22 protein-coding genes are annotated in these 21971 nt (G+C 55.9%); 8 read left to right on the forward strand and 14 right to left on the reverse strand.

Translation table 11 applies throughout. From position 1 onward, the window contains the following. Window positions 1-10 precede the first annotated feature (10 nt). The 4 genes from xseB to yajO are packed head-to-tail and all read left to right on the forward strand — an operon-like array spanning window position 11 to window position 4079. Complete coding sequence (xseB, locus tag OGV82_RS01525) at window positions 11-253, forward strand: exodeoxyribonuclease VII small subunit (RefSeq protein ID WP_012133560.1); 243 nt, start codon at window positions 11-13, stop codon at window positions 251-253. Then, on the forward strand, window positions 254-1153 hold the full coding sequence (gene ispA / locus OGV82_RS01530; protein ID WP_047458483.1) for a (2E,6E)-farnesyl diphosphate synthase: 900 nt from the start codon (window positions 254-256) through the stop codon (window positions 1151-1153). Window positions 1154-1185: 32 nt separating this feature from the next. Next, entirely contained in the window at window positions 1186-3048 is a 1863-nt protein-coding gene (gene dxs, locus OGV82_RS01535) for a 1-deoxy-D-xylulose-5-phosphate synthase (protein WP_047458486.1), read from the forward strand. A 56-nt stretch (window positions 3049-3104) separates the two neighbouring features. Next, window positions 3105-4079: a 1-deoxyxylulose-5-phosphate synthase YajO gene (gene yajO / locus OGV82_RS01540; RefSeq protein WP_024130596.1), complete on the forward strand. Its 975-nt coding sequence runs from the start codon at window positions 3105-3107 to the stop codon at window positions 4077-4079. A 94-nt stretch (window positions 4080-4173) separates the two neighbouring features. On the opposite strand, the gene pgpA is transcribed toward yajO, so the two are convergent. From pgpA to nrdR, 6 genes are all read right to left on the reverse strand, one after another. Next, the gene (gene pgpA, locus OGV82_RS01545; protein WP_012133564.1) at window positions 4174-4689 is read right to left on the reverse strand and encodes a phosphatidylglycerophosphatase A; all 516 of its coding nucleotides are present in this window, start codon (window positions 4687-4689) and stop codon (window positions 4174-4176) included. Then, a complete protein-coding gene (thiL, locus tag OGV82_RS01550; RefSeq protein ID WP_012133565.1) occupies window positions 4667-5644 on the reverse strand; it encodes a thiamine-phosphate kinase in 978 nt (325 codons plus the stop codon). Before thiL ends, pgpA begins: the two co-directional genes overlap by 23 nt. Before the next feature lie 75 nt (window positions 5645-5719). Continuing rightward, window positions 5720-6139 (reverse strand): transcription antitermination factor NusB, encoded by a 420-nt coding sequence (nusB, locus tag OGV82_RS01555; protein ID WP_000801129.1) that lies wholly within the window; start codon window positions 6137-6139, stop codon window positions 5720-5722. Between the two features lie 19 nt (window positions 6140-6158). Beyond that, window positions 6159-6629 (reverse strand): 6,7-dimethyl-8-ribityllumazine synthase, encoded by a 471-nt coding sequence (gene ribH / locus OGV82_RS01560; RefSeq protein ID WP_001021161.1) that lies wholly within the window; start codon window positions 6627-6629, stop codon window positions 6159-6161. A gap of 85 nt (window positions 6630-6714) precedes the next feature. Beyond that, on the reverse strand, window positions 6715-7818 hold the full coding sequence (gene ribD / locus OGV82_RS01565) for a bifunctional diaminohydroxyphosphoribosylaminopyrimidine deaminase/5-amino-6-(5-phosphoribosylamino)uracil reductase RibD (RefSeq protein ID WP_101743913.1): 1104 nt from the start codon (window positions 7816-7818) through the stop codon (window positions 6715-6717). A 3-nt stretch (window positions 7819-7821) separates the two neighbouring features. Next, a complete protein-coding gene (nrdR, locus tag OGV82_RS01570; protein ID WP_012904816.1) occupies window positions 7822-8271 on the reverse strand; it encodes a transcriptional regulator NrdR in 450 nt (149 codons plus the stop codon). Between the two features lie 152 nt (window positions 8272-8423). Between nrdR and OGV82_RS01575 the strand changes: the two genes are divergently transcribed. Further along, the gene (locus OGV82_RS01575) at window positions 8424-8963 is read left to right on the forward strand and encodes a SadB/YajI family lipoprotein (protein ID WP_024130597.1); all 540 of its coding nucleotides are present in this window, start codon (window positions 8424-8426) and stop codon (window positions 8961-8963) included. A gap of 300 nt (window positions 8964-9263) precedes the next feature. Beyond that, a complete protein-coding gene (locus tag OGV82_RS01580) occupies window positions 9264-10118 on the forward strand; it encodes a nucleoside-specific channel-forming protein Tsx (RefSeq protein ID WP_012133569.1) in 855 nt (284 codons plus the stop codon). A 71-nt stretch (window positions 10119-10189) separates the two neighbouring features. Here the strand turns inward: OGV82_RS01580 and yajD are convergent, their stop codons facing one another. The 6 genes from yajD to queA all read right to left on the reverse strand — a co-directional run bounded on the left by yajD (window position 10190) and on the right by queA (window position 16166). Then, on the reverse strand, window positions 10190-10537 hold the full coding sequence (yajD, locus tag OGV82_RS01585) for an HNH nuclease YajD (RefSeq protein WP_101743914.1): 348 nt from the start codon (window positions 10535-10537) through the stop codon (window positions 10190-10192). Window positions 10538-10702: 165 nt separating this feature from the next. Then, window positions 10703-11674, reverse strand: coding sequence for a protein translocase subunit SecF (secF, locus tag OGV82_RS01590; protein ID WP_024130598.1), 972 nt, complete (start codon window positions 11672-11674; stop codon window positions 10703-10705). A 10-nt stretch (window positions 11675-11684) separates the two neighbouring features. Then, a complete protein-coding gene (secD, locus tag OGV82_RS01595; protein ID WP_048902403.1) occupies window positions 11685-13532 on the reverse strand; it encodes a protein translocase subunit SecD in 1848 nt (615 codons plus the stop codon). Between the two features lie 27 nt (window positions 13533-13559). Then, window positions 13560-13892, reverse strand: coding sequence for a preprotein translocase subunit YajC (gene yajC / locus OGV82_RS01600; protein ID WP_012133573.1), 333 nt, complete (start codon window positions 13890-13892; stop codon window positions 13560-13562). Window positions 13893-13914: 22 nt separating this feature from the next. Next, window positions 13915-15042 (reverse strand): tRNA guanosine(34) transglycosylase Tgt, encoded by a 1128-nt coding sequence (gene tgt / locus OGV82_RS01605; RefSeq protein WP_012133574.1) that lies wholly within the window; start codon window positions 15040-15042, stop codon window positions 13915-13917. A 53-nt stretch (window positions 15043-15095) separates the two neighbouring features. After that, window positions 15096-16166 (reverse strand): tRNA preQ1(34) S-adenosylmethionine ribosyltransferase-isomerase QueA, encoded by a 1071-nt coding sequence (gene queA, locus OGV82_RS01610; protein ID WP_012133575.1) that lies wholly within the window; start codon window positions 16164-16166, stop codon window positions 15096-15098. A 236-nt stretch (window positions 16167-16402) separates the two neighbouring features. Between queA and acpH the strand changes: the two genes are divergently transcribed. Beyond that, the gene (gene acpH, locus OGV82_RS01615; RefSeq protein WP_047458505.1) at window positions 16403-16984 is read left to right on the forward strand and encodes an ACP phosphodiesterase; all 582 of its coding nucleotides are present in this window, start codon (window positions 16403-16405) and stop codon (window positions 16982-16984) included. 148 nt (window positions 16985-17132) lie between these two features. Next, complete coding sequence (locus tag OGV82_RS01620) at window positions 17133-17735, forward strand: peroxiredoxin (RefSeq protein WP_012133577.1); 603 nt, start codon at window positions 17133-17135, stop codon at window positions 17733-17735. 151 nt (window positions 17736-17886) lie between these two features. Here OGV82_RS01620 and OGV82_RS01625 read toward each other — a convergent pair whose 3' ends face one another. Next, on the reverse strand, window positions 17887-19281 hold the full coding sequence (locus tag OGV82_RS01625; protein ID WP_101743915.1) for a DUF3999 domain-containing protein: 1395 nt from the start codon (window positions 19279-19281) through the stop codon (window positions 17887-17889). Beyond that, window positions 19278-21908, reverse strand: coding sequence for a DUF2339 domain-containing protein (locus tag OGV82_RS01630; RefSeq protein ID WP_047458511.1), 2631 nt, complete (start codon window positions 21906-21908; stop codon window positions 19278-19280). The genes OGV82_RS01625 and OGV82_RS01630 overlap by 4 nt, the downstream gene beginning before the upstream one ends. Between the last annotated feature and the right edge of the window lie 63 nt (window positions 21909-21971).

The following is a 21971-nucleotide window of genomic DNA, read 5'->3' on the forward strand; positions in this document are numbered from 1 at the left end:
GATATTCATTATGCCGAAGAAAAATGAGGCGCCCGCCAGCTTTGAAACAGCGCTGAGCGAGCTGGAACAGATTGTTACCCGTCTGGAAAGCGGCGACCTGCCGCTGGAAGAGGCGCTGAACGAATTTGAACGTGGCGTGCAGCTGGCGCGTCAGGGGCAGGCAAAGTTGCAACAGGCCGAACAGCGTGTGCAGATTCTGCTGTCTGACAATGAAGATGCATCTCCTGAGCCTTTTACACCGGATAATGAGTAAATGGATTTTTCGCAGCAGCTACAGGCCTGCGTCGAGCAGGCCAACCAGGCGCTGAGCCGTTTTATCGCACCACTGCCCTTTCAGAACACTCCCGTGGTCGAAACCATGCAGTATGGCGCATTATTAGGCGGTAAACGTCTGCGCCCGTTCCTGGTTTACGCAACGGGCAGGATGTTTGGCGTAAGCCTGTCCACGCTGGATGCTCCGGCAGCCGCCGTTGAGTGCATTCACGCTTATTCGTTGATTCATGACGATTTACCCGCGATGGACGACGACGACCTGCGTCGCGGTCTGCCGACCTGCCACGTCAAATTTGGCGAAGCGAATGCCATTCTGGCCGGAGATGCCCTGCAAACGCTGGCATTTTCTATCATCAGCGATGCCCCGATGCCGGAAGTGGCCGACCGCGACCGCATTGCTATGATTTCTGAACTGGCAAACGCCAGCGGCATCGCCGGAATGTGCGGTGGCCAGGCGTTGGATCTTGATGCCGAAGGGAAACAGGTGCCGCTGGAGGCGCTGGAGCGTATCCATCGTCATAAAACGGGCGCCCTGATTCGCGCTGCGGTTCGTCTTGGCGCGCTAAGTGCCGGAGAAAACGGACGAAACGCCTTGCCGATACTCGATAAGTACGCAGAAAGTATCGGCCTTGCCTTCCAGGTCCAGGATGACATTCTGGATGTGGTGGGCGATACTGCAACGTTGGGTAAACGTCAGGGTGCTGACCAGCAACTTGGCAAAAGTACCTACCCTGCACTTCTGGGCCTTGAGCAAGCCCGGAATAAAGCCCGGGATCTGATCGAAGACGCCCGCCAGTCGTTAACGCAGCTGGCAGACCTCTCACTCGATACCTCGGCACTGGAAGCGCTAGCGGACTACATAATCCAGCGTGATAAATAAACAAACAACAAGTCTTACTTAATAGGCCTCTGATGAGTTTTGATATAGCCAAATACCCGACCCTGGCACTGGTCGACTCCACTTCGGAGTTACGCCTGCTACCAAAAGAGAGTCTGCCGAAACTCTGCGACGAACTGCGCCGCTATTTACTCGACAGCGTCAGTCGTTCCAGCGGACATTTCGCCTCCGGGCTGGGCACGGTGGAGCTCACCGTGGCGCTGCACTATGTCTATAACACCCCGTTTGACCAGTTAATCTGGGACGTGGGGCATCAGGCTTATCCGCACAAAATTCTCACCGGGCGTCGGGATAAAATAGGCACCATTCGCCAGAAAGGCGGTTTGCACCCCTTCCCGTGGCGCGGTGAAAGCGAATACGACGTACTGAGCGTCGGCCACTCCTCTACCTCCATTAGCGCAGGCATTGGCATTGCGGTCGCCGCAGAAAAAGAAGGCAAAGACCGTCGCACCGTTTGCGTCATTGGCGACGGGGCGATCACCGCCGGGATGGCGTTCGAAGCGATGAACCACGCGGGCGATATCAAGCCGGACATGCTGGTCATTCTCAACGACAACGAAATGTCGATCTCGGAAAACGTCGGCGCGCTGAACAACCACCTGGCGCAGCTGCTTTCCGGCAAGCTCTACTCGTCCCTGCGTGAAGGCGGGAAGAAAGTGTTCTCCGGCGTGCCGCCAATCAAAGAGCTGCTCAAACGCACCGAAGAACATATCAAAGGCATGGTCGTGCCAGGCACGCTGTTTGAAGAGCTGGGCTTTAACTATATCGGCCCGGTCGATGGCCACGACGTGCTGGGGCTGATTACCACGCTGAAGAACATGCGCGATCTGAAAGGCCCGCAGTTCCTGCATATCATGACCAAAAAAGGTCGTGGCTATGAACCGGCGGAAAAAGATCCGATCACCTTCCACGCGGTGCCAAAATTCGATCCGTCCAGCGGCTGCCTGCCAAAAAGCAGCGGCGGCCTGCCGAGTTATTCAAAGATCTTTGGCGACTGGCTGTGCGAAACCGCCGCCAAAGACAGCAAGCTGATGGCGATCACCCCGGCAATGCGCGAAGGTTCCGGCATGGTGGAGTTTTCACGTAAATTCCCCGACCGCTACTTTGACGTGGCGATTGCCGAGCAGCATGCAGTGACCTTTGCCGCCGGTCTGGCGATCGGTGGTTATAAGCCGATCGTGGCGATCTACTCCACCTTTCTGCAACGCGCCTACGATCAGGTGCTGCATGACGTCGCGATCCAAAAACTGCCGGTGATGTTTGCTATCGACCGCGCCGGTATCGTCGGCGCTGACGGGCAGACGCACCAGGGCGCGTTCGATCTCTCTTACCTGCGCTGCATCCCGGAAATGGTCATTATGACGCCGAGCGATGAAAACGAGTGCCGCCAGATGCTGTACACCGGCTATCACTATAACGATGGCCCAACGGCAGTGCGTTATCCGCGTGGCAACGCCGTTGGCGTGGAACTGACGCCGCTGGAAAAACTGCCGATCGGCAAAGGACTCGTCAAACGTCAGGGTGAAAAACTGGCGATTCTGAACTTTGGTACGCTACTGCCGGAAGCGGCAAAAGTCGCCGAATCCCTGAACGCGACCTTAGTCGATATGCGCTTTGTGAAGCCGCTGGATGAAACGTTGATTCTGGAGATGGCTGAACGTCACGAAGCGCTGATCACTCTTGAAGAGAACGCCATTATGGGCGGCGCAGGCAGCGGCGTTAACGAAGTGCTGATGGCGCATCGTAAAGTCGTTCCGGTACTGAATATCGGCCTGCCGGACTTCTTTATCCCGCAGGGTACACAGGACGAGGCCCGCGCGGAACTCGGTCTGGATGCCGCCGGAATTGAGGCCAAAATCAAGGACTGGCTGGCATAATCCCCTCCCCGCTCCTGCTATGCTTAATCAATAACGGGTATAACAGGAGCGGAACAATGCAATACAACACCTTAGGAAAAACAGATCTACGGGTTTCTCGCCTTTGTCTGGGCTGCATGACGTTCGGTGAACCGGATCGCGGCAATCACGCCTGGACGCTACCGGAAGAAAGCAGCCGCCCCATCATTAAGCGCGCGCTTGAAGGCGGTATTAACTTTTTTGATACCGCCAATAGCTATTCCGCAGGCAGCAGCGAAGAGATTGTGGGTCGCGCGCTGCGTGATTTCGCCCGCCGCGAAGAGGTGGTGGTCGCCACCAAAGTTTTTCATCGCGTCGGCGACCTGCCAGAAGGATTATCCCGCGCGCAAATCCTGCGTTCCATTGATGACAGTCTGAAACGTCTGGGTATGGACTATGTGGATATCCTGCAAATTCACCGCTGGGATTACAACACGCCGATAGAAGAGACGCTGGAAGCGCTGAATGATGTGGTGAAGGCCGGTAAGGCGCGCTATATCGGCGCCTCCTCCATGCACGCCGCACAGTTTGCCCAGGCGCTGGCGCTGCAAAAACAGCACGGCTGGGCGCAGTTTGTCAGTATGCAGGATCATTACAATCTCATCTATCGCGAAGAAGAGCGCGAGATGCTGCCGCTGTGCTATCACGAAGGGATCGCGGTGATTCCGTGGAGCCCGCTGGCACGAGGACGACTGACGCGCCCGTGGGGAGAAACCACCGCACGTTCGGTATCCGATGAGTTCGGCAAGACGCTGTACAGCGAGAGCGATGAGAATGACGCACGGATTGCAGAGCGTCTGACGGGCGTCAGTGAGGATCTTGGCGCAACGCGTGCGCAGGTGGCGTTGGCATGGCTATTGAGTAAACCAGGCATCGCTGCGCCGATTATCGGTACATCGCGGGAAGAACAGCTGGATGAGTTGCTCGGCGCGGTGGATTTGACGTTGAAGCCAGAGCAGATTGCCGAGCTGGAAACGCCATATAAACAGCATCCGGTGGTCGGGTTTAAATAATATTGCCCGATGAGCATGTAGGCCGGATAAGGCATGTATGCCGCCATCCGGCCATACCACGCCCGATGGCTCTGCGCTTATCGGGCCTACAGGTTTAAAACAACCCGATGGGCCAATGGTGCCCGATGAAATAAAGCAGACCGGCGGAAATAACCCCTGCGACGATATCGTCAACCATTATCCCCATTCCGCCGTGTACGTTACGGTCGAACCAGCGAATCGGCCAGGGTTTCCACATATCCAGAATACGGAAAATCACAAATCCGGCGGCAACCCACTGCCAGTCCATCGTAGGGAGCGCCATCAGGGTGATCCACATCCCGATAAACTCATCCCAGACAATACTGCCGTGATCGTGAACGCCCATATCCTTCGCCGTTCGGTGGCAAAGATAAACGCCAATACAGATCCCCAACATCACCACCAGCGAGTAGAGCTGCCAGGGCAGAAATGTCATCAGATACCAGAATGGGATCGCCGCTAACGACCCCATTGTTCCCGGAATAATCGGGCTGAGGCCGCTGCCAAACCCGGTAGCCAGTAAGTGCCACGGATTACGCAGGCTCAGCCGACTTTTGGCAACATCTTTATGGCGTGGCAAAATGGTCATATCCTTTCCAGTCAAAAGTGACAGGCTTTCCGTCACGCATGAAGCTGATGCCTTCCACATCCGCACTCATTTGTCCGATGCAGGTAAACGGTACGCCAAGATTCCCCAGCGCCACATCCAGCGCGCCACGGTTCAACTCCGGTACAGTGAAGCATAATTCATAATCTTCACCGCCGGAAAGCGCCCAGCGCAGCGCCTGCCCGGGATCAACATGACGGGTAACCGCCTCAGAATACCGCAGCGCATCCACATCCACCCGCGCGCCACAGCCGCTGGCGTTAACGATATGCCGCAAATCAGAAATCAGGCCATCGGAAAGATCGATCGCCGCATTCGCCAGGTCGCGCAGGGCTTGCCCCTGCAAAATACGCGGCGTCGGGCGCAGGTGCCGCTTAATCAAGTAGTCTGCGTCTTTCGCATCCGCCACCTGTAAGCGATGCTGTAAAATCGCCAGCCCAGCGGCGCTGTCCCCCGGCGTGCCGGTGATGTAAATCCTGTCGCCAGGTTTTGCCCCGGAACGCTTGAGCGCGCGTCCCACGGGCACATAGCCATGAATACCCAGCGTCATCGACAGCGGCCCACGCGTGGTGTCGCCGCCAATCAGCTGCATATCGTAGTAATTCAGCAGGTCAAACAGGCTGTCGCTAAACGCTTCCAGCCACGCTTCGTCAACGTCCGGCAACGTCAGGGCCAGCGTCAGCCAGGCCGGATCGGCCCCCATCGCCGCCAGATCGCTTAAGTTAACCGCCAGCGCTTTCCAGGCCAGATCGGCAGGATCGATATCAGTCAGGAAATGGTTGCCCGCCACCAGCGTATCGGTACTGATCGCCAGCGTCTGTTTTTCAGGAATATTCAGGAGAGCGCAATCGTCACCGATACCGGTTTCGACGTCGAGACGAGAGCTTCTAACACGGTCAAAATAACGGGCAATCAGGGAGAACTCGCCGCATGCCATACGTTATGCCTCAGCAGAAAAAAAGAAAAGGCCGGAGATAGCGGGAATACATCCCGCCACCAGCCGACCTGGAGATTACTTTTTGTTGGGGCGAATCACAGGTGCTGCTTTGTCCAGTACGCCGTTGACGAACTTGTGGCTGTCTTCGGCGCCGAAGGTCTTCGCCAGTTCAATCGCTTCGTTGATGGCCACTTTATATGGCACATCGCTACGTTTAGACAGTTCAAACAACGCAATACGCAGCACAGCTTTTTCTACCTGACCCAGCTCTTCCAGCAGACGAGACAGGTACGGTTTCATCAATCCGTCCAGGTACGCGCTGTTAGTCGCCACCCCGGACAGCAGTTCACGGAAATACAGAACGTCGACATCTTTTACGTCCTGTTCCGCCAGGAACTGGTATTCAACATCAGCGATGTCGTTCTGGGACAACTGCCAGGAGTAGAGCGCCTGAACGGCACACTCACGAGCGCGGCGACGAGCAGCAGGTTTCACGGATTTCCCCTTACAAAAATCAGGCCTTGATGGCTTTCAATACATTAATCATTTCAAGCGCGGTCAGTGCGGCTTCCGCACCTTTGTTGCCAGCTTTAGTGCCAGCACGTTCGATGGCTTGTTCAATACTTTCAGTGGTCAGAACACCAAAGGCTACCGGGATTTCGCTGTCCTGGGCGACGTGCGCCAGGCCGTTGCTTGCACCGCCAGCCACATATTCAAAGTGCGCGGTACCGCCACGAATCACTGTACCCAGCGCAATCACCGCGTCATATTTACCGGTTTTTGCCAATGCGCCAGCCGCCAGCGGCAGTTCATACGCGCCAGGAACCCAAACCACGGTAATATTTTCATCTTTTACCTGACCAATACGCTTCAGGGCGTCAATCGCGCCTTCCAGCAGGCTGTCATTGATAAAATTGTTGAAACGCGCAATGGTGATGGCGACGCGAGCGTCCGGGGTAGCAACGTTAGCTTCAATAATGTTCATATTCTTCCTTCGGGTTCGATATGGCCCCGCAGGGGGGCGGATTTTATCATAATACTCGACGCGCCGCTTCTCTATTTCGAAGCCTTTACGCGGGAATCAAATGCAGGCAAACATCCGGGCCTACATGGCGTATCTCGTTGAATTTAAAATGGGGTGCCTCGCTCAGTTTCTCAAGCCCCGGCAGCACACATAATCCTCGCGCATCACTTCCTAACAGTTTAGGCGCAACATAGACGATAAGCTCGTCCACCACGCCCGCCTGCAACAACGCGCCCGCAAGCACTGGCCCGGCCTCCACCCAGATGCTGTTAATCTGCTGTTTACCCAACAGCATCATCAGCACCACCAGATCCAGATGACCGTTATGCTCCGGCACCCGCAGGCTGCGAACCGTCTCAGGCCAGATGCGGGAATCGTCCTGTGTGCGGGCAAACCAAGTTTCTCCCGGCTGCTGCACAATACGGTGCTCCGGCGTCACGCGGTTTTGGCTGTCGAGGACAATGCGAATCGGCTGACGCAGGTTTTCCTGCGGATAGAGAGTCTGGGTTGAGGCATCCAGTTCAGGCCACCGAACCGTTAACGCCGGGTCGTCGGCCAGCACCGTCGCGCTGCTGGTCAGAATCGCATGGCTTTGCGCCCGTAAACGCTGCACATCGCGCCGCGCCTGCGGGGAGGTAATCCACTGGCTTTCACCGCTGGCCATCGCCGTGCGGCCATCCAGCGATGCGCCGAGCTTGAGCTGCACATACGGGAAGCCGGTGCGCATCCGCTTGAGGAAACCTTTGTTCAACTGTTCCGTTTCGCTCATCATCAGCCCGTGGCTGACGTCGATCCCCGCCTGCTGCAAACGGTACAGCCCACGTCCCGCGACCTGCGGATTGGGGTCCTGCATCGCCGCAACGACCCGCGTCACGCCAGCGGCAATCAACGCATCGCAGCACGGCGGCGTACGGCCATGATGGCTACACGGTTCAAGCGTGACATACGCGGTCGCGCCTTTGGTTTTGTCTCCCGCCATACGCAGCGCATGGACTTCAGCATGCGGTTCACCCGCGCGATGATGGTAGCCTTCGCCAACAATTTCGCCATCTTTGACGATCACACAGCCTACATTCGGGTTCGGGTGCGTGGTGAAACGCCCGCGCTGCGCCAGCTTCAGCGCACGCGCCATGTAAAACTCATCCAGCATGGCTTAATCCTGTAGGCGAGCAATCTCTTCGCCGAATTCTTTGATGTCTTCGAAACTCCGATAGACGGAGGCAAAGCGGATGTAAGCCACTTTATCGAGCTTTTTCAGTTGCTCCATCACCAGGTTGCCAATCATTTTGCTGGGAACTTCGCGTTCCCCGGTGGCTCGCAGCTGTGATTTGATGTGATTCAACGCCATTTCGACGTCATCAGAGCTGACAGGGCGTTTTTCCAGCGCTCTTAGCATACCGCTGCGCAACTTCTCTTCGTTGAAAGGTTCACGCACATCGTTACTTTTCACTACGCGCGGCATAACAAGCTCTGCCACTTCAAAGGTAGTGAAACGTTCATTACAGACCAGACACTGCCGACGGCGGCGTACGGAAGAGCCCTCACCCACGAGACGAGAGTCAATAACCTTAGTGTCTACGGCGAAACAGAATGGGCAATGCATACGGCGTCCTGACCAGGTGGTTAACAGAAATCTATTTTACCCTGAACTGGCGCGACAACAAAGGCGGAGCACTTTTGAGACAAAGGATCGATACCTTACACCCCTTTGCGATCTACCATTAGGGTATCGCGACCATGAAGGAAATAATCTACATGACAAGACGTTACCTAAGAATTCTCCTGGTGGGAAGCCTCTTTAGCCTGAGCGCCTGCGCGCAGCAGAGCGAAGTTCGCCAGATGAACCAAAGCGTCAGCACGCTGAATACGGAAATGGCGCAGTTAAACCAGGAAACCGTGAAGATTACTCAGCAAAATATGTTGAATGCGAAATCCACCAGCGGGGTCTATCTGCTGCCGGGTTCAAAAACGCCTGCCCGCCTGAACAGTCAGATCGGTACGCTGCGTATGTCCCTGGTGAATATCGCGCCCAATGCCGACGGCACACGCGTGACGCTGCGCATTCAGGGTGAGTCCAACGATCCGTTACCGGCGTTTAGCGGTACTGTCGAATACGGGCAGATTCAGGGCACCACGGATAACTATCAGGAAGTGAATGTCCAGAATCAACTGATTAACGCCCCGGCCAGCATCCTGGCGCCGAGCGATGTGGACATCCCGTTACAATTAAACGGATTAACGCCCGACCAGTTAGGTTTTGTCCGCGTTCACGATATCCAGCCTGTTAATCAATAAACCTCCGGCGGAGCGTTTTGTGCGTTCCGCAACATCCCTCCCCGGCTTTTTGTTACTCCCCTGACATCACCGCAATTTTTGCTAAAAGTTGGCAACATTCATGAAAGTCAGTACAATCGCCGCGCTTAAAGTACGCAAACGTGAACGCAATCGATTACGTAGATGATAGATCTGTGAAACAAGACATATTTTTGTGAGCAATGATTTCTATAATAGGCTCCGCAGAAACACGAAATATTTAGAAACGCAAATTGCGCCTTTTTCATTCCCTTCAAGGGATTTCAAACAGTGGCATACAATATGAAAAAAACATTACTTGCAGCCGGTGCAGTGCTGGCGCTCTCATCGTCCTTTACTGTTAACGCAGCAGAAAATGACAAACCGCAATACCTTTCAGACTGGTGGCACCAGAGCGTTAACGTCGTAGGCAGCTACCATACCCGTTTCGGACCGCAGCTCCGTAACGATACCTATCTGGAATATGAAGCATTCGCGAAAAAAGACTGGTTCGATTTCTACGGCTATATGGATGCGCCGGTATTCTTCGGCGGTAACACCAACGCGAAGGGTATCTGGAACCACGGTTCCCCGCTGTTCATGGAAATTGAACCGCGTTTCTCTATCGACAAACTGACCGGAGCCGACCTGAGCTTTGGCCCGTTCAAAGAGTGGTACTTCGCTAACAACTACATCTATGACATGGGTCGTAACAAGTCTGGCCGTCAGAGCACCTGGTACATGGGTCTGGGTACTGACATCGAAACCGGTCTGCCGATGAGCCTGTCTCTGAACGTCTATGCGAAGTACCAGTGGCAGAACTACCTGGCTGATAACGAAAACGAGTGGGACGGCTACCGTTTCAAAGTGAAATACTTCGTGCCACTCACCGAGCTGTGGGGCGGCAACCTGAGTTACATCGGTTTCACTAACTTTGACTGGGGCTCCGATCTGGGCGACTCTCAGTACCGTACCAGCAACTCTATCGCATCCAGCCACATCCTGGCGCTGAACTACGATCACTGGCACTACTCTGTAGTGGCTCGTTACTTCCATAACGGCGGACAGTGGGAAAACGGCGCTCAGCCGGTATGGCAATCCGAAACGGTTAAAGCTACCGGTTGGGGTGGCTACCTGGTTGTCGGTTACAACTTCTAAGCTGTTTACGCCCGGCCAGCACAACGCCGGGCACAGAAAGAGCACCGAACGCACAACGCGCCGGTGCTTTTTTATTTCTTCTGATCCATCATCGCTTTCAGATTAGCGAAAGGGTTATGCATCGCAGCGCCGACATCTTTCTGCGCATCCTCCCCGGCAATAACGGTTGAGCCATACTGATCGGCTTCGGTATATTTCGAATGCTCATGATCGTGACAGTACAGACACAGCAACTCCCAGTTACTGCCGTCTTCCTGGTTATTGGTGTGGTCGTGATCGATATGATGGACGGTTAATTCGCGCAGGTTAGAGTAAACAAATTCGCGAGAGCATCGCCCGCATACCCACGGAAATAATTTGAGCGCCTTTTCACGATAGCCGTTTTCCAGCCGCGTATAGTTTTTAGGGATAATCGCCATAGTGACTCTGTATCTGCGTTGAATGTAGGGTTATGAGCAAGTTTAACACTCTGCGTACCCCATTGCCCGTGAAGGATGCAGAAGCCCGCTTAACCGCAGGCTTTTTTAGCGATAAAAAAATCCCGGCCATGCGACCGGGATTCCAGTAATAACGTGACTGCGTGATTAAGGCAGAATAGACGGCTGATCCGCCCCTTCTTTCTCAACTTTCTGCTGCAACATATGCTCGCGCTTCATGCCCAGCTTCAGCGCCAGCGCCGAGGCCACGTAGATCGACGATGCCGTACCGATAGAAACACCGATCAGCATGGTCAGAGAGAAGCCTTCCAGTACCGGACCACCGAAGAGGTACAGCATCAGAATCACCACTAACGTCGTCCCGGAGGTGATCAACGTACGGTGCAGCGTCTGGGTCAACGACACGTTAAAGATTTCGTAAGGCGTCCCGCGACGAATTTTGCGGAAGTTTTCACGAATACGGTCAGATACCACGATACTGTCGTTCAGCGAGTAACCGATAACCGACATCAACGATGCAACGATCGTCAGGTCGATCTCAATATGGAACAACGACAGAATCCCTAAGGTGATAATCACGTCGTGCGCCAGCGCGATAACCACCCCCGCCGCCAGTCGCCACTCAAAGCGGAAACCGACATAAATGAGGATAGAGATCAGCGCGACAATCAGCGCCATCGCACCGGTTTGCGCCAGATCGGCGCCCACGCTCGGCCCGACAAACTCAATACGCTTCACGGCGGCGTTCTGGCTGGTGGCTTCGTTAATGACACTCAGCACCTTGCTACCCAGCACCTGACCGCCGTCTTCACCTTCCGTCGGCGGCATACGCACCATAATGTCGTGGCTGCTACCGAAGTTCTGCAACAGCGGCTCGGCAAAGCCCGCTTTTTCCAGCGCATCGCGCATCACGTCCATTTCGGCCGGTTTTTCCAGCGTGATTTCGATAACCGTACCACCGGTAAAATCGAGACCCCAGTTAAAACCGCGCACGCCCATCACCACGATGGCCGCAATCAGCAGGAAACCAGAGATGCCGAAAGCCCAGTAGTCCCAGCGCATAAAGTCATAGACTTTACGGCCGTGGTTCAATTGTTCAACAGTATATTCCTGTGCCACATCGCACTCCTCAGATTGACAGCTTGTTGATGCGTTTGCCGCCATACAACAGGTTTACGATGGCACGCGTACCGACAATCGCGGTAAACATCGACGTCGCCACACCGATACCGGTAGTAATCGCGAACCCTTTAATTGCCCCGGTGCCGACTGCGTACAGGATGATGACTTTAATCAGCGTGGTGATGTTCGCATCGAAGATGGAACTGAACGCGCCTTTATAACCTTCATCAATCGCCTGCTGAACCGTACGCCCGTTGCTCAACTCTTCTTTAATACGTTCGTTGATCAGTACGTTGGCGTCGACCGCCACCGCAAGGGTTAGCACGATACCGGCAATCCCCGGCATACTCAGCGTGGCCCCCGGCAGCAGCGACATGATACCGACAATCAATACCAGGTTGGCCACCAGCGCGCTTGTCGCAATCAGACCGAACTTCTTGTAGAAGAAGATCATGAACAGGATGGAGACCACCAGACCGGCCAGACACGCTTCCAGGCCCTGTTTGATGTTCTGCATACCCAGCGTCGGGCCGATAGTCCGTTCTTCAACAATCTGAATCGGCGCAATCAGCGCACCGGCGCGCAGCAGCAGAGAGAGCTGGCGGGCTTCGTTCGGGTTGTTGATACCGGTAATACGGAAGCTGTTGCCCAGGCGAGACTGGATGTTGGCGATGTTAATCACCTCTTCCTGCTTCACCAGTACCGCACGACCGTTGGCATCTTTCTTACCGCTGTCTTTGTACTCCACAAACAAGGTCGCCATCGGCTTGCCGATATTGTCTTTGGTGAAGTTAGACATGATGTTGCCACCTGCGCTATCCAGCGAGATGTTAACCTGCGGTTGGTTGTATTCGTCCTGGCTGGAAGTGGAGTCGGTGATATGGTCACCAGTCAGGATCACGCGTTTGTACAGCACAACCGGCTGGCCTTCGCGCGTCTGTTTCACTTCCGAGTCACCCGGTACGCGCCCGGATGCCGCCGCAGACTGGTCAACGTTGGTGTTTACCAGACGGAATTCGAGGGTCGCGGTAGCGCCCAGAATCTCTTTCGCACGCGCGGTATCCTGAATACCCGGCAGCTCAACGACGATGCGATCCGCACCCTGACGCTGGACAACCGGCTCCGCCACGCCCAATTGGTTTACACGGTTACGCAGAATGTTGATGTTCTGCTGAACAGCATACTCACGCGCTTCGCTCAGACGCGCATCAGACATGACCGCACGCAGCACCGTATTGCCCTGGCTGGTAATCACCAGATCGCGGTGACGCCCGCTCAGATAAGAGATCGCTTCATCACGCGCTTTGTTATCGCGGAACGTGATGCTCAGACCGTAGTTATCTTCTTTGCGAACAGTGGTATAAGGAATGCCTTTTTCACGCAGGTCGCTGCGCAGGCTATCGATATTTTGCTCCTGAAGCTTACCTAACGCGGTGTCCATATCCACTTCCATCAGGAAGTGAACGCCGCCACGCAGGTCAAGGCCAAGTTTCATCGGCTCGGCTTTAATGGCCGCCAGCCAACGAGGCGTTGCCGGAGCAAGGTTAAGCGCCACGACGTATTTATCACCCAGCACGCCAACCAGCGCTTCACGGGCGCGCAGCTGGATGTCGGTGGTGTCGAAGCGCGCAAGAATAGCGCCCTCTTCCAGAGCCACAGACTTAGCGGTAATTTTTTCTTCTTGTAACGTTTTCTGGACCTGGATCAGCGTTTGCTCACTGGCGGCGACGCCGCGCGCGCCAGTGATTTGAACAGCCGGATCCTCACCATACAGGTTGGGAAGTGCGTAAAGCAGGCCGACGACAATCACGACGACCAGCATGATGTACTTCCACAAAGGATAACGGTTTAACACGGCAGTTCCCTTTGGGAAAACAATAGATTACAGCGCCTTCATAGTGCCTTTCGGCAGAACGGCAGCTACGAAGTCACGTTTGATAACCACTTCAGTGGTGTCATTCAGCGCGATAACGATGTAGCCGGATTCCGCTACTTTCGTTACACGACCCACCAGGCCACCGTTAGTCAGCACTTCATCGCCTTTTGCGATGGAGCTCATCAGGTTTTTGTGTTCTTTGGTGCGCTTCTGCTGTGGACGCAGGATCATGAAGTAGAAAATCAGACCAAACACCACCAGCATCAAAATCAGAGACATCGGGCTGCCCTGCGCCGGAGCACCTGTTGCCGCTACCGCATCAGAAATAAAAAAGCTCATTAAATTTCCCTCATTATTAAAATTAATCAACGTTCAAAGGTGGAACAGGTCGACCCTGACGTTGGTAAAAATCGGTCACGAAGCTCTCTAATTTACCCTCTTCAATAGCCTTGCGTAAACCCGCCATCAAACGCTGGTAGTAACGCAGGTTATGAATCGTGTTGAGTCGCGCGCCCAATATTTCGTTGCAACGGTCGAGATGATGCAAGTAGGCACGCGAATAATTGCGACAGGTGTAGCAATCACACTCGGCATCGAGCGGGCTGGTGTCGCTTTTATGCTTCGCATTACGAATTTTCACCACGCCGTCAGTCACGAACAGGTGACCATTACGGGCATTGCGTGTTGGCATAACGCAGTCAAACATATCGATACCGCGACGCACGCCTTCCACCAGATCTTCCGGTTTGCCGACGCCCATCAGGTAACGAGGTTTGTCCGCCGGGATTTGCGGGCAGACATGCTCCAGAATGCGGTGCATGTCTTCCTTCGGCTCACCCACAGCCAGACCGCCGACAGCGTAGCCATCAAAGCCAATCTCTACCAGACCTTTGACGGAGATATCGCGTAAATCTTCGTAAACGCTGCCCTGAATGATGCCAAAAAGCGCATTTTTGTTGCCCAAACCATCAAAACGGTCGCGGCTACGCTTCGCCCAGCGTAAAGACATCTCCATAGAGCGTTTAGCATAGTCCCAGTCCGCCGGATACGGCGTACATTCGTCGAAAATCATGACGATATCGGAACCGAGATCGTACTGAATCTCCATAGATTTTTCAGGATCGAGGAAAATCGGATCGCCGTTGATCGGGTTGCGGAAATGCACGCCCTGCTCGGTGATCTTGCGAATATCGCCGAGGCTGAACACCTGGAAACCGCCGGAGTCCGTCAGGATCGGGCCTTTCCACTGCATGAAATCATGCAGATCGCCATGCAGTTTCATGATTTCCTGACCCGGGCGCAGCCACAGGTGGAAGGTGTTGCCGAGAATAATTTGTGCGCCGGTGGCTTCAACTTCTTCCGGCGTCATGCCTTTAACGGTGCCATACGTACCGACAGGCATAAAAGCAGGCGTTTCCACTACGCCACGATCAAACACCAGGCGGCCACGGCGAGCGCGTCCGTCGGTAGTATCCAGTTCGAATTTCATTTTCTCTCCATACGCCAGAAAAACAGTCTGACGTTTAAACCTGTGCCGCGAACCTACTTCCCGACACGCTCATTCAAAGCCTGCGGATTGTACGTGATAAACATCGCGTCCCCGTAGCTAAAAAAGCGATAATTTTGTTCTACCGCAGCCTTGTACGCATTCATCGTGTGCTGATAACCCGCAAAAGCGGACACCAGCATAATCAGCGTCGATTCCGGCAGATGGAAATTGGTCACCAGCGCATCAATCACTTTGTATTGATAACCTGGGTAGATGAAGATTTGCGTATCGCCGAAGAACGGTTCGATCAGGTCGTTTTTCGCCGCCTGCGCCGCACTCTCCAGCGAGCGTACCGAGGTGGTGCCCACCGCGATGATCCGATTGCCCCGCGCTTTTGCCGCCAGCACCGCATCAACCACCTCCTGCGGGACTTCGGCGTACTCCGAGTGCATGATGTGATCTTCAATGGTCTCCACACGCACCGGCTGGAACGTCCCCGCGCCGACGTGCAGCGTCACAAACGCCATCTCAATGCCTTTTTCGCGCAGCGCGGCCAGCAGCGGATCGTCAAAGTGCAAACCCGCGGTTGGCGCGGCAACGGCTCCCGGTTTTTCACTGTAGACCGTCTGATACAACTCACGGTCGGCATCTTCATCCGGGCGGTCGATGTATGGCGGCAGCGGCATATGGCCGATCGCGTTGAGGATCTCCAGAACCGGGCGCGCGTCGTTGAACTCAACTTCAAACAGCGCGCCATGACGTGCGGTCATGGTGGCGTTAATGCTTTCGTCATCGCCCAACAGCAGTTCCGCGCCCGGTTTCGGCGCTTTGGAAGCGCGAATATGCGCCAGAATGCGTTTGTCATCCAGCATCCGCTCAACCAGCACTTCAATCTTGCCGCCGCTGGCTTTACGGCCAAACAGACGCGCCGGGATGACGCGGGTATTATTAAAGACCAGCAGATCGCCAGGGTTGAGCTTATCGAGCAGATCGGTGAAAGTACCGTGCGTCAGCGCGCCCGTCGGCCCGTCCAGTGACAGCAAGCGGCAACGACTGCGCTCAGGCTGCGGATAGTGGGCAATCAGGGATTCGGGTAATTCAAAGGAAAAATCGGTAACGCGCATGACACTGACTCAGACTAAAATAAGAGGCGGGTAGTCTAGTGCCGGGGCGCGCTCCCTGCAACCGTTACCCCTCAAGTTAAGAGATATAAGCTATAGACAAAATCATTCAGGATGCATCGAGGCGGCAACTGAATGAGTCTCCAGGCGCTTACTCAAGTAAGTCGCAGGGGTGAGGCCCGGGGATGGGCCGAGTAACTCGCAGCCAACAAAGAGGCAGTTTGAAGGATGAAGTGGATATGAATTTTCTTGCACACCTGCACTTAGCGCATCTCGCCGACAGCTCACTTTCCGGCAATTTACTGGCCGATTTTGTTCGGGGAAACCCGGAAGCAAATTTTCCCCCTGACGTGGTGGAAGGGATTTATATGCATCGGCGGATTGACGTCATGACCGATAATCTGCCGGAAGTGCGTGAAGCGCGGGAATGGTTTCGCAGCGAAACCCGTCGTGTAGCCCCCATCACTCTGGATGTGATGTGGGACCACTTCCTGTCGCGCCACTGGGCGACAATATCTCCCGATTTCCCGTTGCAGGCGTTCGTGGGCTACGCCCATGCGCAGGTCAGCACTATTTTGCCCGACTCGCCGCCGCGTTTTGTGAATCTGAACGATTATCTGTGGTCGGAAAAGTGGCTGGAGCGTTATCGCGATATGGATTTTATCCAGAATGTCCTCAACGGGATGGCGAATCGCCGCCCACGCCTCGATGCCCTGCGCGACTCCTGGTACGATCTGGATACGCACTACGATGCGTTAGAAGCGCGCTTCTGGCGCTTCTACCCGCGCATGATGGCGCAGGCGCGTCAGAAGTCGCTTTAGCTGCCTGATAAGCGTAACGCCATCAGGCAAAAATTGATAGGTGAAACCTGTCTCATTGATTGTCAGCACCGCGTTGAGTTGCCCTCTTCCCCTCCCTATACTTGCCCGCGTTGCGTTCCAAACCCCTTAACTTTGCAGGAGTATTTATATGGTACTGGTTACTCGTCAGGCCCCGGACTTCACAGCAGCCGCCGTACTGGGTAGCGGTGAGATCGTTGAAAACTTCAACTTCAAACAGCACACCAACGGCAAAGCAACCGTTCTGTTCTTCTGGCCGATGGATTTCACCTTCGTTTGCCCGTCTGAACTGATTGCTTTCGACAAACGTTATGAAGAGTTCCAGGCGCGTGGCGTAGAAGTTGTCGGCGTTTCTTTTGACTCTGAATTCGTCCACAACGCATGGCGTAACACCCCTGTCGATAAAGGCGGCATCGGTGCAGTGAAATACGCAATGGTTGCTGACGTGAAGCGTGAAATCCAGAAAGCCTACGGTATCGAACACCCGGAAGCGGGCGTTGCCCTGCGCGGTTCTTTCCTGATCGACGCCAACGGCGTGGTTCGTCACCAGGTGGTTAACGACCTGCCGCTGGGCCGTAACATCGACGAAATGCTGCGTATGGTTGACGCGTTGCAGTTCCACGAAGAGCACGGTGAAGTGTGCCCGGCACAGTGGGAAAAAGGCAAAGAAGGGATGAACGCCTCTCCAGACGGCGTGGCAAAATACCTGACTGAAAACGTCGCCAGCCTGTAATCGGCTCGAATTGAAAAAAGCTCGCTATGGCGAGCTTTTTTATTGCGCTTATCAGGCCTACGGATTTTTGTAGGCCGGATAAGGCGTTCCGCCGCCATCCGGCGTAGTGCCCGGTGGCACGCCGTTTACCGGGCCTACAAACACGTCGCGTTTACGCCGCGCCGTCCTTTTTCACCTCGCGCCAGATTCGCCACGCCATCACCAACAGTACCGCGACGCCAGCAATCAACGCCCCCCACACCAGTAACGTTTTCCAGCGGCTTTGCTGCTCCGCAGCCGACGTTGCCGTCAGCCGCGCCTCACCGCCCAGCGTTACGCGCTGCTGCGTCATCGCCCAGGGCAGGTCGTTAACATCCTGCGTTTTGCGCAGCGACGCCGGGATCAGCATATCCAGCTCAACATCGGCTTTTTCCGCCGCCCGGTTTCCCCAGGCCAGCATATACGGGCCTTTCCCCTGCGTATTGAACACCAGTTGATAACTGTCCCGCGCGCCGCTCAGCGCAGGCAGCGTTTCCGGCAATCGGGCGTTGATGGTGGTCATACGGATAGCTTCAACCTGTTGACCTGAAAGAAGAATATCCTCCGAACGCTTCCCGTCGAGGCGGTACAGGATCGTTTTCGTCAGTGGACGCCACGCCTCTTTTTCCCCGCCGCGCCATGCCAGCTCAACCGGTAAAACGCCCTCGTTTTCCAGCGCAATTCTGAGCGACGTCAGCGGCTGCGGCTGATTCCAGCGCCATACGGCTTCTGTTTCCGACACTTTCTTTGCGTGGGCCTCCAGCGCAATACGCTCCGACGCCGGTTCTCCGCTGTCCGCAATGGCGCTTACGCTGTTTAAGGTCAGCGGCGGACTTTGCGAATCGAGAATCACCAGCAGGTAGCGACGGCCTTCCGCAGAGAGCGTCAGGCTGGCGCTGATGGTGTCCATTTTCAGCCGATCGTTATCGCGCGTCAGATCCATCAGCGGCGCGTCTTCTTGCACGGGTTGCCAGTAACGTAAATCACGGCTGGCATAAACGGACGCCTTCCCCTGCCAGTTGCCCGCAGGCGTGTTCCAGTTCAGGCGCAGTTGCGCCAGCGAAAAGGCCGCCGTCATCTCTTCCGGCAGAGTCAGTAAATAGCTCTGCCCAACCGCGTTAACGTCATCGCTTTCCAGATGAATTTCCACGCCGGTCTTTGAACGCAAGACAAAGGATTCGCTTCCACGGCGCTCCCCTTCCCGCGGTGATACTGGCGACATATCCAGAGGAAAAAGCCGCAGCGCCACCGTCTCTGGCGTGACAGACGACGTTTTCTGCGCCGTCAGCGCAAAGGGCACCGTATCGCCCTGGCGGTTAAAAACCCGCACATCGCGTAAATCCGGCCAGGCGCTTTGTTGGTAAAGCGCCAGCGGCAGCGAAACGCGATACCACGGCGATGAACCCGTCGCTTCCAGCATCATGCCGGTGGCGTAATCCTGCGGCGTTTCCGGGGCTTCGTCACGGCTGAACGCCGGCCACGCCACACTCAGCAACGCGCTCCAGACTACCGCTTTTATCCATTTCATTTTTCTTCTCCTGCTTTGGGCGGTAACGGTGAGAAATACCCGACGATAAGTACCAGGATCGCCACGCCGATAAAAGCGATGGCGCGCGCCAGCCCGCCGCCGCGTGCGCTATCCACCAGCATCAGCTTAACAATGACGATCCCCAAAAGCACCGCGCCGCATAACCATTCCCGCCGCGAACGGCGACGGGTCGCGAGCAACATCATAACTAATGCCGTCAGCATCCAGAACAGGGCGAAACAGGTCTGGATCAACCGCGAATGCCACAATGTCTCCATGCTCCACGCCACCTCGCCATACCACGCCAGCGCCCGCATCAGCCCTCCGTTCAACCACCAGAATGCGAGCGCCGCCAGCACCACAGGCGCCCATGCGCGATATTTCGCTAACGGCGACGGCAGAAAACGACGAGAGAAACGCGCAAGGAGGAACAATCCCAGCAAGGCGAAAGCGGCTCCCTCCTCAAGCGGGTTCACCACTGGCAGATAGCGCTGTTGGAAAACCACGCCATCCTGTAAATTCGCCAGCACCAGAAGCAACAGCAGGATCGCTGCCACGGGCGCCAACGCCAGCGCGCCGTACAACGCAGGCCAGCATTTGAACGGCCACAAATCGCGGCGCAGCGCGGCGTGTACCAGCAGTATGACGATTCCGCCCGCCGCCATCATCAACCCGCTGCGCCAGGCGTCCATTCCCCACGGCAACGACTGCACAAACCAGAACAGCTCCATCCCGAGCGCTAAAAGCACCATCCAGAACAAGGATAAATGCAGCGTCCGGGAGATGCGCGGCGGCAGATGCGCATCATCACGATAAAGCATGAGCACCGCACAAGGCAGCGCCACGCACCACGCCAGATTTTGCCAGCCTGCGGCGAAAATCTGCCGTTCTTCAATCTGGTACAGCAATGCCAGCAGCATCGCAGGCCACAGCAGCCAGGGGCTGTAACCTAACGCCCGCCAGGCGAGCCGCCCACTCAGATAACGCCAGAGCCAGGCGGACGCGGCGAGTAGCGCCAGCACGCCAGACCATTCGGCAGCATAACGCGCCAGCGCCAGTTGCGAGGCCCCCGTCAGCGCAACGATCCAGAAGGCGATGCCGCCCGCCAGCAGCGCCCAACTGACCTCCTTCTTCTCGCTGCGCCACAGCCACGCGCCGCCCAGCCAGCACAAACTCAGCACGGCGAAGATCATCATCACCGTCAGCGGCGCGGCGTCATCAGCCAGCGCCCACAGCGCGCTGCCCACAGCCAGTAGCATTAGCGCAGTGCCGCTATAGCTCATCCGCCGCTGCTGTTGCTGCATACCCAGCCACAATACGCCAAGCCCCTCCAGCGCCCAGGCCATTGCCGTCCAGCGCGCCGAAAGCGCCAGCGGGATGGCGAGGGTGGTAAACGCGCCGCCCAACGCGAGCGCCGCCAGCACCAGCGGCCTTCCCATCGACGGGTAGCGGCGCAGCGCCAGCCACGCCAGCGCCATATAGAACGCGCCGTAGCCCAGCGCACTGAGCGCTGGACCATAATCCATATGTTGGGTAATGGAATACTGCATGCCAAACCCAACCAGCGGCGGCGCAAACAACAGCACGCCATCAACAATATGTTTGCCTTTTTCCTGCGCCCGCAGCGACAGCGCCACGCTCAGCACGCCGAAAATAATGATATTGGCAATCAGGAAAAGCTGGCAGTTGAGCCAGTATTCAGGCCGGTAGTCGCTGACGCCCCACAGGCCGCCGACCCCGAAAGTGAATAATAACCCCAGCAGATTAAGCTCACGCCAGTGCTGCCAGACGCTTATGGCAAGAATGCCTGCCGACAGCAGGAGATAGAACGAGAACAGCGCCACATAGTTCCCGCCGCCCGTCGACAGCAGCAGCGGCGCAAGATAGCCGCCCAGGCTGGCCAGCATCGCCAGGCTAAGCGCTTTTTGCAAAATAGCCAGCCCTACGCTTGCGGCGCAAATCAGCACCAGCAGCGCAAACGCCAGCGTCATCGGCAGCATTTGCCACAGCCGGAATGCGCCAAAGACGGTCAGATAGAGCGCGCCTGTCGCGCCGCCTTGCAGGATCAACGCATAAACCGGCTGTTTGTGTCGCAAACGCCAGCCTGTCGCGAGCAGCACTACGGCGCACAGCGCAGCAGTGACAAGACGCAGTTCAAGCGGAAACAGCGCGTGTTCAACCGTATAACGCAACAGGAAGGATAAACCGAAAAAGAGGAGCAGGATGCCCAGCTTCGCCAGCGGATTTCCCTGCATAAACCAGCGCGCCAGCGAGGTGAAAACGCCGCCGAACGCGGAAGGTTTCGCCGTTTGCGCAGGCGCCGGAAGCGGTTTTGCGAGGGTTTCCTGCGCAGCCCAGGGATTTTCCGGCTCAGGTATGGCCGCTTCGATGGCATCAGGCGGCGATGGCGCGACACGCTCTTTCGCAGGTAGCGAAGGTTCCGCCGTCACCTGTACCGCAGGCGCTTCTTCCGCACGCTGCTGTTCAAGTTGCTCAACCCGTCGGCGCAACACCGCCAGCTCAAAGCGAACCGCCGCGCTGCGGTTGAGCGCGACAATCGCGAGAATGGGAACCACCACCAGCGCGAAGAATAAAACAATGCAGCCAAGGATTAAAAGCTCATCCATGTTTCCACCTTCACTGTACAAGGACAGACCAGAATGACATAGATTATTACATTTTTGCCATCC

It is taken from the genome of Citrobacter sp. CK191 (assembly GCF_030333435.1).
Lineage (GTDB): Bacteria > Pseudomonadota > Gammaproteobacteria > Enterobacterales > Enterobacteriaceae > Citrobacter_B > Citrobacter_B koseri.

Excerpts from the sequence above, each read along its gene's own strand:
- OGV82_RS01580 (WP_012133569.1), top strand. The coding sequence starts at position 9,264 with ATGAAAAAAACATTACTTGCAGCCGGTGCAGTGCTGGCGCTCTCATCG.
- yajC (WP_012133573.1), bottom strand. The coding sequence starts at position 13,892 with ATGAGCTTTTTTATTTCTGATGCGGTAGCGGCAACAGGTGCTCCGGCG.
- dxs (WP_047458486.1), top strand. The coding sequence starts at position 1,186 with ATGAGTTTTGATATAGCCAAATACCCGACCCTGGCACTGGTCGACTCC.
- OGV82_RS01575 (WP_024130597.1), top strand. The coding sequence starts at position 8,424 with ATGACAAGACGTTACCTAAGAATTCTCCTGGTGGGAAGCCTCTTTAGC.
- OGV82_RS01620 (WP_012133577.1), top strand. The coding sequence starts at position 17,133 with ATGGTACTGGTTACTCGTCAGGCCCCGGACTTCACAGCAGCCGCCGTA.
- queA (WP_012133575.1), bottom strand. The coding sequence starts at position 16,166 with ATGCGCGTTACCGATTTTTCCTTTGAATTACCCGAATCCCTGATTGCC.
- ribD (WP_101743913.1), bottom strand. The coding sequence starts at position 7,818 with ATGCTGGATGAGTTTTACATGGCGCGTGCGCTGAAGCTGGCGCAGCGC.
- OGV82_RS01630 (WP_047458511.1), bottom strand. The coding sequence starts at position 21,908 with ATGGATGAGCTTTTAATCCTTGGCTGCATTGTTTTATTCTTCGCGCTG.
- yajD (WP_101743914.1), bottom strand. The coding sequence starts at position 10,537 with ATGGCGATTATCCCTAAAAACTATACGCGGCTGGAAAACGGCTATCGT.
- nrdR (WP_012904816.1), bottom strand. The coding sequence starts at position 8,271 with ATGCATTGCCCATTCTGTTTCGCCGTAGACACTAAGGTTATTGACTCT.
- tgt (WP_012133574.1), bottom strand. The coding sequence starts at position 15,042 with ATGAAATTCGAACTGGATACTACCGACGGACGCGCTCGCCGTGGCCGC.
- pgpA (WP_012133564.1), bottom strand. The coding sequence starts at position 4,689 with ATGACCATTTTGCCACGCCATAAAGATGTTGCCAAAAGTCGGCTGAGC.
- OGV82_RS01625 (WP_101743915.1), bottom strand. The coding sequence starts at position 19,281 with ATGAAATGGATAAAAGCGGTAGTCTGGAGCGCGTTGCTGAGTGTGGCG.
- xseB (WP_012133560.1), top strand. The coding sequence starts at position 11 with ATGCCGAAGAAAAATGAGGCGCCCGCCAGCTTTGAAACAGCGCTGAGC.
- yajO (WP_024130596.1), top strand. The coding sequence starts at position 3,105 with ATGCAATACAACACCTTAGGAAAAACAGATCTACGGGTTTCTCGCCTT.
- ribH (WP_001021161.1), bottom strand. The coding sequence starts at position 6,629 with ATGAACATTATTGAAGCTAACGTTGCTACCCCGGACGCTCGCGTCGCC.
- thiL (WP_012133565.1), bottom strand. The coding sequence starts at position 5,644 with ATGGCATGCGGCGAGTTCTCCCTGATTGCCCGTTATTTTGACCGTGTT.
- ispA (WP_047458483.1), top strand. The coding sequence starts at position 254 with ATGGATTTTTCGCAGCAGCTACAGGCCTGCGTCGAGCAGGCCAACCAG.
- acpH (WP_047458505.1), top strand. The coding sequence starts at position 16,403 with ATGAATTTTCTTGCACACCTGCACTTAGCGCATCTCGCCGACAGCTCA.